Consider the following 13,490-nt stretch of genomic DNA (forward strand, 5'->3'; position numbering starts at 1 on the left):
CATTAGTATTCTATTATGTTCTTCTACTATGTTTAAAATGCGAGAACTCCTGTTACGTAAGAAACAGAAAGAGCTAAGTGAATATAAAGCGATGTACATAATTAAGGATTATTTTTTACTTTTTCACCAAGCATTACACAAAAACACCCAAGAACTATCAAAGGTTCTCCTTCGTCTGTTTAACCTCCTACAGCACAACGGACGAAAATCTCATCGATACGAGAAAAAGACAGTCTTTGATATTTCTTACGATTAGTCAATCATTATTTTTAGATTTTTAATCAATTGAATATCGCATATATTAAATTTAATGCAAACTAAATACCCCTAATATGTATTCATTTTTTTACTAGGGGGAATAAATATAGTATGATGAATGAGACTATGATTTCAGGCGGTTAACCGATAATCATAGTGTATATTATGTGTAATAAGGTAGAAGAGAAGCTTCAATAACTTATTTACACATGCGATTGACGCAACTTTATGACATTTGTTATAAGGTTGCGTTTTTAATTTATCATAATACTCAACAATGTGGTTCTGTCCGTAACGACGTAGTTTTATCATGTTCTGGATAATGAGAAAAAGAAGCTTACGCAGATGCTTATTTCCACGTTTATTGATCTTATCTTTGAAAAAAGTTTTTCCTGATTGAAAACGGCGTATATCAATACCTGCAAATGCATTAAGTTGTTTGTTATTCTTGAAGCGAGTAATATCACCGATTTCAGCTAACAAGCGTATAGCCGTATTGGGACCTATTCCCGGAAAACTAAGAATAATTGGATATTCTGTGCGACTTTCAGCTAATCGTACCATCTTCGTGATACACTGTTCTTTTTGATGAAGGAGCTCCTGATAGCGTTTCGCGTACGATTTGAGTTGTTCACATAAAACGTCATCCTGACGTACGGCTGGATAAGAATACCTGGCAGCTTCAAGTACTTCCATAGCCTTCTTTTCTGCTATACGGATTGAGATGTTTTTATTGGTATTCTTACGAATCTGATTCTTCATGACCGTTTTAGAAAGATTTTGAACAAAGTCTGGGTGAGGGAATAATTGAACAAAGTTTAGAAATAAATCTGACTTAGTTATGAAAATCTGTTCCAATTCCGGAAATGTCAATTGAATGACTTTATGCATTCGGCTACGAATCAAAGATAATTCGTCATCCAGTTCATTATAGAACCTTGAGAGTGATTTTAATTGATAAAATAAGTTATCTGTGCCTGTCTTTTCCCTCCGGGAAGCCGTGAAATGTGTGAGAGCTAATTGATGCGCGTCGCTTCTATCGGTTTTATGAATCCGTAAGGAGTCACATTGTAATTTCGCTTCTAAAGGGTTCAACAGAAAGTATTCAAACTTGTTATCTTGCATAAAACGCTCTAGTTGTCTCGAATAGACACCAGTTGCTTCGAACACAATGTGAGGTGATTTCTTATTTTCATTCATAAGTTGATCTATTCGTTTTCGTAGTTCTTCAAAATCAGGCTTAGAATGATTGATTTCACTTTCAAAAATACATTGTTTTTGAGCATTATAAATAACCATATAACTTTTTCCCATACTAACATCAAACGCAATTACATGTTGCATATTTTTCCTCCTTATGTAGAATTGAAGTCCTCATCTTACTCTTATCGATTCCCATTTCTTATACACGATCTCAAGGATCCACATACTAAACTGATTCAAATAAGGTAAGTGAAGAAGGTCTGTTTTGGGTACGGATTTAAAATCCCAATATCAAAGCGACCTACTCTTCACTTCTACTATAAAAAAATAGTAGTGTAAACCAATGCATTGGTTTACACTACTAATCTTAGTATGTTTTGGGTGTTATTTATGAGTATACCACTTCTACTCATCAGGTAGCATAGTAAAAAAATTGAAACCCGTCAGGGTTTATTTGATATGCCCACTTTTATAAAATCTATAAAAGATAATAATAAACTATATGAAAAGACCGCATTTTCCATAAAAATATACCTTAAGTTGATGGATGTGGGGTAGCACCACATCGCCATCAAGCTAAGGTTTTGAAGTACCCCCTAAATGAAAATTTTCTTTCCCTACAGTTAGTTATTTTGAGAAGTCAGCTCATTTTTATGTTTTGAGGGCCATTTGATGAGCATAGGATATCAAAAAAACAAGTTAAGATTAGTAATTATATACTATTTCATTTCATACAAAAGGAATTTGTTCATTATTAACGAAAGTGTATGTTAACTAGACGAATTCATTCATACACAGTACTACAAAAAAACATGGGAACAATCTCACATCAAGATACATAATTATAATCCATTTAAAAAGCTAGTAAAATTAAGGAGAAACATCGTATGGGGAAAAAAGTATTGTTCTTTGGAGATTTTGGAATTGACGATACGATAGCTATCATATATGCGCATTTAACAGATAAAATTGATGTTATAGGAATTGTTGCAGACTATGGGAACGTACCTCAAGCTGAAGTTGTTAGAAATGTTCGCTTTTTACTTAAAAGTGTAGGAAAAGAATATATAAAAGTGTTTGGTGGGGCGGAGCATTCTATGTCTTCAGAAGCTGAAACTTTTTATCCAGAAGTTCACGGTAAATTTGGGATAGGGCCCATTCACCCAGGACTAGAGCTTCAAACATTTGAGAATTTTTTTGAGGTTCTCGCACTTATTAAGCAGTATAAAAATGAACTTATTATCGTGAATACCGGAAGGCTAACTTCACTTGCAACTTTATTCCTCCTTTATGGAGATGTGATGGAATATGTACATTCTTATTATATTATGGGAGGAGCTTTTCTATATCCAGGAAATGTTACTCCCATTGCCGAAGCCAACTTTTATGGCGATCCTGTTGCGGCCAATATTGTAATGAGATACGCAAAGAATCTATCAATTTTTCCTTTGAATGTTACACAATCGGCTATCGTAACACCAGAAATGGTCAATTATATTCACTCTAAAGGAAAAACTAAGTTTTTAAAGCCCCTTTTAGACTATTACTATTATCAATTTTATCAGAAAAAAGTTCCTGGAATACAAGGTAGCCCAATTCATGATGCGCTCACTTTGATTGCAATTAATCGTGATGATATTTTTACATACCATCAATCAGCAGTGACGGTTAATGTACTTGATACTGTACGAGGGCAAAGTATAGGAGATTTTAGATCTACTTTTGAACCAGAAACATTCGGTAATCGTCCAAAACATAGGATTGCAATACAAATGAATTATGAACAGTTTTTTAAAGAGTTTATGACTGTAACGACTGGCGACCTATTTTAGTGAATACCCTTATATATAAGGGTATGTTTTGCTATCAAGCTAAGATTTTTAAGTACCCTCTAAATGGAAATTTTGTGTTTTTATAGACCTGAAATTTATTTTTATCGTTCTTGGGGGTAACTTATTTTCTTAGCTTGATGGGCATGTATGGTGACCTCTATTAGGATAAACGGGCGTTGATGTTATAAAAATTTATGAATCTCTATATAATAATTTTTGGATTTATTAAGAAAAAATTAAGAAATTTGATCAGTATTTATTAAGAAATGCTATTTATAATTCAAAATACCCCTTAAAAAAGAAAATATAAGTAAATATTATATATAAACGATATAATTTTTATTATTTTGCGACTTCACATATTTTCCTCAAACACGTGAAGACGCAAAACACTAATAAGACGGAGGAATTTTGATTGATGAAAAAGTTTTTATTTTTTTGTATTATTTTATTAATAATAGGAGCAGGATATTGTTTCTATCAAGCATTGCCAAATGTACTGCTTGTATCTGGGGATCAACAACAAGTAGAAAAAGTAACAGAAGAATATAAGTCTAAATTAAGTTCATCTACGCAGTATAAAGAAAAACAGTTGTGTGGTTCTCAATTTAAAGATAAAGATGAAACATCCTGTAATAATACTGGATCAGTACGAGTTTTAAATAAAACTACAGCTGAGAAACTACTAAAAGAACAGATGTTGCAAAAAACAATACGTCCACGTGTTACAGAACCTATCCAATCTTTGCCATCCATCACAAAAGAAAAAGGTGTGGTATATGGAAAAGATATTTCTAGTGAAGAGATACAGATTGGAACTCAAATTATTCCTGTGACAAAAGGAGGAGATGATTTAGGAATCGGCGTTGGACAGGGACAAAAAATACAATCTAAATTAATAATTGTTGATGATTCTATTTATAAAGAGCTGTTATTAAAAGAAAATACTTTTAGTATATTGCGTTTTGATATTAAAAACACTTTAATGGGTAATATTCCAGATATAGGAGTTGTAGAAAAATCATATCCTGAAGTAAAAACAATAAGAGTAAAAACTAATAAAAAGATTAACTATTCAATACTGTGATCGAGCCATCCAAAACTGTATCGTACATAATTCTTTTTATTTATTAGGGATACCGCCACATCGCCATCAACCTAACGAAATTATATACCCCAAAAATGAGAAAAATGGCATCTTCAGGTGAAAATGTACAATTTTTTGTTTTTGGGGTATTTATTTTTTTAAAGTTGATGGATGTGTGGTTCTACCCATCGCTATCAAGCTAAGGTTATGAAGTACCCCCTAAACGAAAATTTTTATCTATCTACAATTATTTATAACAATTCAGCTCATTTTTTTAGTTTTGGTTAACAACGAATTTCTTAAGTTAATGGGCATGGTCTGAGATCCCCATAAAGAAAAAGCACCCTTAGGTGCTTTTTCTTTGTTTGTTCTCGCGTATTGAGATGACTATTCAAACCTTGTATTAGGGGACATGGTTCAAACAGATATATATTACACTTAAAGCTTAACATTAACAGAAAATACTGTAAATTGATAACATTTATGCAGAACATTCCCAAAGTTTAGTATAGATATTTTTCACTATTATTATAATGAAAATAGTATAAAAGCACAATTGCAGGGATTTTTTCATAAAGAAAAGACATCCATAAGATTGTCTTTTCTGATGTTTTTCTAGCAGAAGCAAGCAGCTCCGACTATGATTAATAATATAAAGAGGACAACGAGTAAAGCGAAGCTTCCAGCAAAGCCACCGCCACAACTTCTACAACTACCACCAAAGCCCATAATAGTTCCTCCCTTACTTAATAAGAGGGGAAAAATGGGGTCATCTTCATGTATTTTCACGGTTTACATTACCTTATGTTTTTAAATAATATATGAGCAGGTCCTTTTAAAAAAGAAAAGACACCCTAAGGTGCCTTCCTCCGACTTGAACCATCTTAATTTTAATAATATGTATGTGGACTCCCATCCACTTACCATTTTACCATATTTATCTATATTGTTTATTGAGAAAAAAAGAAAAAGCCCCATAAATCAGAGCTTTTATGTTATGGTTAAGTTACCTAAATTACTATTTTCTTGCGCATGTTATCCCCATTTCATGTGCTTTTTTTATTTTATTTCTCCTCTAAAATACGTTCAATATCATTTATACTTAATTTACTTGCTTTAGCAATTGTTTCGAGTGGTACACCTAGTTCATGTATACCTTTAATCATTTGTATTTTTCCTTCTTGAATTCCTTCTTTCTTCCCCTCATTACGAGCATGAGCAACCTTTGCAGCTTCATCCATTAACACTTTTTCCCTTGCCTCATAGGCTTGTCGGAAAGAAGAATCTTGGCTCATGCGTTCCCACTTATTCATTGCTTTTTGTAAAATTGGATCTTGATTCATGGCAATGTCCTCCAATGTTTGAGTTAAGTGTTCATCTTCATTCGCTGGAAGTAATAATAACCAACGAACAAAAGAATCTTCCCAGGGATTTACTTGTTCATTCCGCCACTGTTGCATTAACTTCGGAATCTCAACCATATGAACTTCTATATCATCACTCAATATCTTCTGTTGTTGCTGATTCCACAGGATTCCTGTTGTATGAAACGCTTCATATTCTGGAAACATGACAAAGTTTAACAGATTAATGGTGATAGTTTTATGAAGAGAACTATATGGCATCCCCTTTTGTAATTGAGATGTGAATAGCTTCCCCCAATAATACAAACTTCGTTTGATCATATCGTGATTATTATTGAGCTGTATTTCTACATTTACTTTTGTTCCTGTATCTAATGTAGCTGAAATATCTAAAATCGATAATTTATCCTCTTCATGTTCTCAATGTAAATGTGAATCTTCTAGCTGTAAAGAAACAATAGGTGACTCTAAGGAATCTTGTAGTATCGCATTTAAAAACGCGATGAGAATATCCTCACTACCATTTGTACCAAATAATTGCTTAAAAGCAAAATGGACATGCAAACTTATACAAATATGAATCAAATTTCTAAACTCACTTTTGGCATCAATTTTTGGAGCACTAAAAAGTTACAACATTCAATTGCAATTATCCCTAATTAATATGGTTCCAAAACCTTTACTTTTTGGGACGGTTTTATTGTAAAAGTAAAACTAAGTTGATGCCACTTTATAATTTGTAAAACTCGTATGTTGAATAAAAAATCCCCTCACAATTTGTGAAGGGGTCAGTATAAATTGAAAGGGTAATTCCATTTTAATATGTAATAGAAAAAACTCGTATTGATAAAATTCACTTTCTTAACTTAGTTTTATTCTTTTTGTAAACTAATTTCTTTAAATTCATCGTTTCATCATACATTTTAAAGTTTTTTACGAGTGGCCCAAAAAAGAACGAATCGTTGTCGTACTCCATAGCCATCAAGCTAAAATTTTATAGTACCCCCAGAATGAAATTTTGTACTAACTTGTAACAAAAAGCTCATTTTTTCGTTTTGAGATAATTTTGAATTTTTAAGTTGATGGACATGCAGCTGTACTCCAGTTTCGAACTGAAAGGGCTTCTTAATATCTATTTTTTTAAAACAACGGACACAAAATCGTATATCTTTTCGAACTATATATAGATATCATTAATTTTTATATATAAAGGGAGGAAGAAATATGAAGGAAAAAATAGAAAAGTATAAAGAGGTCACTGAAACATTAAAGGTATTGGCGCATCCTATCCGTTTAACCTTAGTAGACATAATGCTTACAAAGGGCCCTACTAATGTAACAACAATGTATGTAAAATTACAAATGCCTCAGAGTACAATTAGTCAACATTTATCCAAACTAAAAGCTGCTAAAATCATTACAGGTACTCGGAAAGGATTAGAAATTTATTATGAAGTATCAGACAATCGTACAAAGGCGATATTATCAAGTATTGTTTTAAATGCTGACTTTCTATACTGAACATCATGGCGTTAAACGCTCTACTTTCGAATCCATTAAATATGAGCCATTCGTTACAAAAGCAAAGATCATAAGTGAAAGCGTAAAAAAACCGTTGATTATCTGTACATTACTATAAAAGAGCATTTCTTGTTATTACAGTAAGAAATGCTCTTTTTTCATATTTTCCTATTGAACTCTAGAAGACATTTAACGATGGAGATTTATACATGAAAGAAAAGATAATCGTCTTAAAATCGCAATCTCGACAACTCGTTCCATACAATTCCGTGCTTTTTTCTTCAATTAGGCCTCACCATACATACCCATCAAGCTAAGATTTTAAGACACTCTCATAACGAGAATTTTACCTTTTTACAGTTATTTATGAGAATTCGGCCCATTTTTTTCGTTTTGGGGAACAATCAATTTCTTAAGTTGATAGCGATGGGGTAGCACCACATGTCCATCCAGCTAAGAAAAGTAATTACCTTCAAAACTAAAATTTTATATTTATATTATCCTTGCATTCTCACTTTGATTTAATAAGAATACAAGGATACCCGATTTTTAATATTACCACAACAATCGTAGTTATTATTCCGAAAACTAAAAGTACAACTCTATTTTTAAGTTAAGTCTATTTTTTATTTTTCTAAAACAATTTTAGCTATTTCATTAGCATATTTTTTAGAGTCAAATTCATCATAGTTACTTAGTACCGCAACAGACAAATATTCTTCAGGAAACCAAATGAAGTGTGAACTATAACCTGCCCAACGTCCGGAATGTTCCAAGTATCGACAGTTAAAACCTTCTCTAACCCTCAGTCCAAAAGCATAATCTTCTTTTTCAATAATTCCCTCTCCAGTTGGAGAGATTTTCGTACCCAATTCGCTCATTCGTTTAACAAGGTCTTTTCCACCAACCGTACCTGTAGTTAAATTCTCTCCCCATTTTACTAGGTCTTCAACTGTTGTATGAACTGCTCCATCCCCTGTATGTTCCCAAGGGCTTTCATAGATTTCATATGTTCCTTGCTCATTCTTCGAATATCCGCTTGCAATTGATATAGTAGTTGGGTAGTAATCCACAATTGTTGTGGCCCTCATATTTAAAGGGTCAAAAATACGATCCTTTGTAAACTGACGTAGAGACTTACCACTTACCTTCTCTATCACTTGTGATAATAAGAAATATCCTGTATTACTATACTCAAACTTTGTTCCAACTGGGAACCTTGCAATTTGATGACTTTTAAGGTGTTCTAGCGTTTCTCCCACAGTTAATGTATCAGTATATTTAATATTTGCTGCTTCAGCTAATTCCATATAATCAACTAGTCCACCAGTGTGATGAATTAGGTGTCTCAATGTTACCGGTTCAGCATATGCTCCTATAAAAGGGACAAACTTTACAATTGAATCATCTAAATTCAATTTCCCCTCTTGTTCTAAGAGTAATATAGAAAACGCTGTAAATTGTTTAGAAACTGAAGCGATATTAAAAATGACTTTTGTAGTTATGGGTAGATTTTTCTCTATAGAAGCTAAGCCAAATGCACCTTTATAAATTACCCCGCTATCGAAACTAGCTATATATGCAAAACCCGGAGCTTGTGGCGAAAACTTATTAAACAATTGCTTAATCGATGTATGTATCTTTTCATTATATGTATTATCCATCTCAATTACATCCCCTTCCCTTTAAATGATTAGGAATATATTAACCTGTGATCATTATCCTATTGAATCCAATTCAACCCCGTATCGGATTACATAAGAAATTTTAGAAGCTAACAGTTGTAACTTTATTCGTATGCCAACTATCTTTTTCTTCACATCAATAGTGATAGTTCCCCCATATTTCCTCCATCAAAAGCGAAATAATCCCCTATAGAGACATTCAAATTACACTTTTTAAAATGTGGCTCTTAAATAGAGAATTGTTCACGTATCCTAACAGTTGAGTACGTTCCCTCTTACAAAAGTAATCCTATTTCTTTTGCTTTTTGCACGGCTTCTTCTCGATTTTTGACTCCCAGCTTCTCATAAAGATTGGAAGCGTAATTTCTTACTGTTCCGTTTGACAAGTAAAGTTTCGAAGCTATTGTTTTATAACGACTTCCTTGTGATAATAGTTCCAAAATCTCTAATTCTCGTTTCGTTAATCCATACTCTTTTCCATCTGATTTTGATTCAAATGATCCTGTTTCTTCATTTTCTTCCCATATTCTATGGAACAAGTCATGATTAATCATAGTGCCTCCTCGATAGACTAGACGAATTGATTCAGCTAGTTCACGCGAATCTATGGATTTCAATAAATATCCATCCGCACCATTTCGTATGATTTCTTTTACCCTTTCTGTATTCTGAAAGGTTGACAAAATGAGTACACGAATGTCCGGCCATTTTTCCTTAATCATTTTAGTCGCATGAATCCCATCCAAATTTGGCATCTCTAAATCCATTAATACTACATCTGGTTTTAGTCTCTCACACAATTCCAAAGCCCGTTCTCCATCTTCAGCCATTCCCACTACTTGTAAATCCTCCTGTCCATCCAAAATTGTATGAAGACTTTCTCGGATGAAAGAATGATCATCGACAATACACAGGCGGATTTGTTCATTAGACAGTTGTACTTGTTTCGGTAAAACACATGAAATTAACGTCCCTTCCCCCTTTTTGGAATAAACAATGACTCTTCCTTGTGACTGACTCACACGCTCTTTCATTGCAGTTAATCCAAAGCCATCCTTCCACTCTTCTACCCCACAGCCATTATCTTGTACATCCAATCTTATCTGTTGTGGTTCAAAGTGAAGTGACACAATGATTTCTGTGGAATGCCCATGGCGAACAGCATTTGTTAGTGATTCCTGCAAGCTCCGATATAGTGCCATTTTTGATTGTTTGGAGGCCATATACTCTTCCCCTATTATTCGAGTACGTACATTTACTTTTGCATGTTTCTTAAATTCCTCTGTCAATTGTTGTAATGTGACAGCTAAAGGAAGCGATTCTTGTGATAAATCTAATTGATGTAAATAAAGTCTTACTTCTTCCATACTGTTACGGGCCAATTGTACTAATGAATCGAGCTGTTGCTCCCCTTCCTTAGTTTTTAATTCCGTACGTAATGTTTCCATCCCCATAATAATTGAGGTATAGGAATGCCCCATAGTATCATGTAAATCCTTTGAGAGCCTGTCACGTTCTTCTAGTAAAGTAATCCGCTCAACTTGAGATATGTATTGTTCCAATACATGTTTCTGGTTCCGAATAGTTTTACTTTGACGGTAGTTAGTAGCTAGTAAACGAAAGAAAGAGCCCATAGCAAAAGCTAAACTGATTTGTAGGATGATTACCCATAAATCTGTTACTTTGGAAAATATCGCAATGAGCAGCGGGAACAAAATAACTGTGATAGGACCCGACCAGAGGTAAGATTTATGAGCGCTATTTGCCGCAATCATAAAAGTTGGCATTAAAAAAGCAAGATACGCTGACGGAAATAATAAAGTTAAATAGAAACACACTCCGCCAAATAATATTATTTCAGTAAACAAATAATAGCGATAACTGAACATTAAACAAATCCAAGGTACTGAAAATGAAACGACTTCCCAAAGAATAATGAACCAAAGTGGTACGGTCAAATAATCTTGTTGTTGGATAGTCACTGATATCAATGATAGCCAAATAATAAAACGTATACAAAGTAAGGCCCAATCATACCAGAACCATATTTTCAAAGTCTTAAACAAATTATCACTCCTTTATAGCTTTAAACATAGTACGTGTATACATTCCAATTATTCGAACTAAACAGTTTCCAATACATATACGTATCCAAATGAGAATACATCCAACAACCATGACAAAAAAAACTTTTGTCCATGAATTCATAGAAATTCCCAATAAGTATATATTAAAATATCGAAAAAGTAAGGGCATAACGATAAATACTAGCGGCGTTACATACAGTAAAATAGCACATATAAGACTCATTATTCCGATAAAAAATTTCTGCATGAGCCAAAAAATAGCCCTCCAGTTGCTATTATTAAGGATTGTATCTCTCGCTTTGACCCATTTATCTCCCTCCTCTTTTTTCCTTGATTCGAATAACTCTATCGATATATCCGTATAAACCTTCGTCTGAATGCGTTCATACTGAACAAACGTGTGAGTTGTTTGTAGCACCCAAGCCAACAAGGGAATACCCAAAAAGATAATCGTCATTACTAATGCAAATGTAATACTGACCAGATAGAAACAAAAGTAAAAGAATCCGGATGCAAAAGTAAATAACAAGAAATAGAAATCTTGCAAAGTTTTTTGAGCTGATGCTTTCGTCATTAAAATCTCTCCTCCTCATTCATTGTTAATGCGTTAAAAGCTACTTTTTGATTCTAAGTATTTTTCTGTCACATATGGTAGTGTCAAAGTGTCATGGTTTGTATGACATAACTATCAATACAGCCTTAGCCCACTCAACTTTTGTTATCCTTTATAAATATGACAAAAAGTTCACTATTGAATATGACTCGCCCCTTGCTACACTCTGTCCATACGTTAACTCGTTGTGCTAAAGATAAGATTGTGTTCCCGATCTTATCTTTTTTCTTTACAGATTTTTTGATACAAAAAAGGAATCCTTATAATAAGAATTCCTGAAAGAAACGAAGTGACATAATCAATTCCTTAATTTCGTGCATCATACTTATAAATTCCTTGGCCCCTCATTTAATTTACTAAATAATACATAGTATTAGATTTTAAGAGATTCTTATTGATGTAGTTGAGATGGACTCACTTTTTGAATTTGAACAAGTATATCAAACGCTTTACCTAATGATATATCAGTAGTTTTCGGTATACCAGGGCCTTCCATAGTTATTCCAGCGAAAATTGGGTGTTGTTCGTTTAACCAAGTTTTTGTCACTCCGTTCGCCTTGCGTAAATCAATAAAAAATTGATCTTTTTTGACCTGTCCAAAGATGTAGTTATAACTGTTTGAATCATCTGATTTTAATGTTCCATATGGGCCAAATTTACCATCACTATTATGGACATTATATTGTCCTTCGTAAACTGATGTTCCAATAGATACATATCGTTTCCCATAATATTCTGCTAAATGCTGCCCAGCTACCTTAGGGTATACAAAAGGAATCATATTTGTTTTCGAAACGTGCCCATTATGTCCCCAAACTATGGTTTTTCCTAAATGTTCTTCAGTCCACCTCGCATTTTCATACATTGCAATATCATGTTTCAAATAAAAGTCCGATGGTTTATCAGGATATGACGCTAACATTGTAGTAAACTGTTCAATAATACGAGCATTTTGCTTTATCCATGAGAACTCTGTGGATTTTCCATTTAAATAACTTTTATTTTCTTCTAATAAAGCACCGATTTGTTTAGCGTCTGAAATATACTTTTCCTTTTCTTCTTTCGTAAGACTGCCAAAGGTATCCATATCCTTCGTTACAGGAATAAGACCTTTTATCTTCTCTTCTATCCTAGGCACAAGATCGGAATTGTTTCTTTTTATATACTCTATTATATTATTATAAACATTCTCGTTTACTGATTGAATGTCCATCCCAATGACACGCACTTTGGATTTATGTTTTGGATTAGCATTATATTGCCGAATCCAATCAAGTAAATCTAACATTTCTTTCGTCTTAAATACAGGTGATAGATGTTGGCTTGGGTTTCCCTTACCAGTAAGAACATATCGATCAAGTTCCAAAGCTCTGTCCCATCCCTCTTCTAAAACTAAGTTGGTAAAGCCCTTTTCAGATACTAAATAATTAACAATACGGTGTTTCATCTTAAAAATTTCATGAGCTCCATGCGTAGCTTCACCTAAACCTACAATTGAAGCTGAACCTACTATATTCTTAAGGGGTTTCAAATCATTAAGTGGTGCAGTTGGATTAGTTGTTTCTAAAGGCTTTGCATGTACTTCTAACCATTTCACTATTTGATTTGTATTGTAGGAAGCTGTAACAGAAGCTTCTATTTTCGAATCTGCATAAGTATTTCCTACAAAATTAGTCAATGTTATAGCAGAAGTAACAATTGCAATAATCATTTTCTTTTTCATAAAAACCTCCTGAAATACATCTTTATTAATTTTTGACATACTATAGGGACTTCCATTTAAACCATTAACTCTCTTATTACTGTTAAGATAAATTTATTCTAGTTCCTAAAACTTACT

General features: G+C 33.2%; 9 protein-coding genes and 2 pseudogenes. 4 read left to right on the top strand and 7 right to left on the bottom strand.

The features are described 5' to 3' along the window. Positions 1 to 256, top strand: a pseudogene (locus M014_RS26570) (IS4 family transposase); the annotation flags it as partial. A 134-nt stretch (positions 257 to 390) separates the two neighbouring features. Here M014_RS26570 and M014_RS0107260 read toward each other — a convergent pair. Beyond that, a complete protein-coding gene (locus M014_RS0107260) occupies positions 391 to 1,602 on the bottom strand; it encodes an IS110 family transposase (RefSeq protein WP_026591128.1) in 1,212 nt (403 codons plus the stop codon). A gap of 746 nt (positions 1,603 to 2,348) precedes the next feature. Here M014_RS0107260 and M014_RS0107265 point away from each other — a divergent pair. Continuing rightward, complete coding sequence (locus M014_RS0107265) at positions 2,349 to 3,293, top strand: nucleoside hydrolase (RefSeq protein WP_026591129.1); 945 nt, start codon at positions 2,349 to 2,351, stop codon at positions 3,291 to 3,293. A 418-nt stretch (positions 3,294 to 3,711) separates the two neighbouring features. Continuing rightward, positions 3,712 to 4,380, top strand: coding sequence for a lipoprotein BA_5634 family protein (locus M014_RS0107270; RefSeq protein ID WP_026591130.1), 669 nt, complete (start codon positions 3,712 to 3,714; stop codon positions 4,378 to 4,380). A gap of 615 nt (positions 4,381 to 4,995) precedes the next feature. Here M014_RS0107270 and M014_RS28030 read toward each other — a convergent pair. Together M014_RS28030 and M014_RS26575 are read right to left on the bottom strand one after the other, a co-directional pair. Next, positions 4,996 to 5,109 (bottom strand): YjcZ family sporulation protein, encoded by a 114-nt coding sequence (locus M014_RS28030; RefSeq protein ID WP_081810983.1) that lies wholly within the window; start codon positions 5,107 to 5,109, stop codon positions 4,996 to 4,998. A 335-nt stretch (positions 5,110 to 5,444) separates the two neighbouring features. After that, positions 5,445 to 6,329 (bottom strand): annotated as a pseudogene (locus tag M014_RS26575) (Rpn family recombination-promoting nuclease/putative transposase). Between the two features lie 639 nt (positions 6,330 to 6,968). Between M014_RS26575 and M014_RS0107290 the strand changes: the two are divergent. Then, a complete protein-coding gene (locus M014_RS0107290; RefSeq protein WP_026591131.1) occupies positions 6,969 to 7,265 on the top strand; it encodes an ArsR/SmtB family transcription factor in 297 nt (98 codons plus the stop codon). Between the two features lie 626 nt (positions 7,266 to 7,891). On the opposite strand, the gene M014_RS0107295 is transcribed toward M014_RS0107290, so the two are convergent. From M014_RS0107295 to M014_RS0107310, 4 genes are all read right to left on the bottom strand, one after another. After that, positions 7,892 to 8,929 carry a serine hydrolase domain-containing protein gene (locus M014_RS0107295; RefSeq protein ID WP_026591132.1) on the bottom strand — a complete coding sequence of 346 codons (1,038 nt, stop codon included), beginning with the start codon at positions 8,927 to 8,929 and terminating at the stop codon, positions 7,892 to 7,894. Positions 8,930 to 9,225: 296 nt separating this feature from the next. Next, positions 9,226 to 11,016, bottom strand: coding sequence for a helix-turn-helix transcriptional regulator (locus M014_RS0107300; protein ID WP_026591133.1), 1,791 nt, complete (start codon positions 11,014 to 11,016; stop codon positions 9,226 to 9,228). Positions 11,017 to 11,020: 4 nt separating this feature from the next. After that, positions 11,021 to 11,611 carry a sensor domain-containing protein gene (locus M014_RS0107305; protein ID WP_026591134.1) on the bottom strand — a complete coding sequence of 197 codons (591 nt, stop codon included), beginning with the start codon at positions 11,609 to 11,611 and terminating at the stop codon, positions 11,021 to 11,023. A 430-nt stretch (positions 11,612 to 12,041) separates the two neighbouring features. After that, entirely contained in the window at positions 12,042 to 13,373 is a 1,332-nt protein-coding gene (locus M014_RS0107310; RefSeq protein ID WP_026591135.1) for an erythromycin esterase family protein, read from the bottom strand. Between the last annotated feature and the right edge of the window lie 117 nt (positions 13,374 to 13,490).

It is taken from the genome of Bacillus sp. UNC437CL72CviS29, from assembly GCF_000482345.1.
Lineage (GTDB): Bacteria > Bacillota > Bacilli > Bacillales > Bacillaceae_G > Bacillus_A > Bacillus_A arachidis.

Coding starts and splice junctions, on each gene's coding strand:
- M014_RS0107305 (WP_026591134.1), bottom strand. CDS start 11,611: ATGACGAAAGCATCAGCTCAAAAAACTTTGCAAGATTTCTATTTCTTG.
- M014_RS28030 (WP_081810983.1), bottom strand. CDS start 5,109: ATGGGCTTTGGTGGTAGTTGTAGAAGTTGTGGCGGTGGCTTTGCTGGA.
- M014_RS0107260 (WP_026591128.1), bottom strand. CDS start 1,602: ATGCAACATGTAATTGCGTTTGATGTTAGTATGGGAAAAAGTTATATG.
- M014_RS0107270 (WP_026591130.1), top strand. CDS start 3,712: ATGAAAAAGTTTTTATTTTTTTGTATTATTTTATTAATAATAGGAGCA.
- M014_RS0107310 (WP_026591135.1), bottom strand. CDS start 13,373: ATGAAAAAGAAAATGATTATTGCAATTGTTACTTCTGCTATAACATTG.
- M014_RS0107290 (WP_026591131.1), top strand. CDS start 6,969: ATGAAGGAAAAAATAGAAAAGTATAAAGAGGTCACTGAAACATTAAAG.
- M014_RS0107295 (WP_026591132.1), bottom strand. CDS start 8,929: ATGGATAATACATATAATGAAAAGATACATACATCGATTAAGCAATTG.
- M014_RS0107265 (WP_026591129.1), top strand. CDS start 2,349: ATGGGGAAAAAAGTATTGTTCTTTGGAGATTTTGGAATTGACGATACG.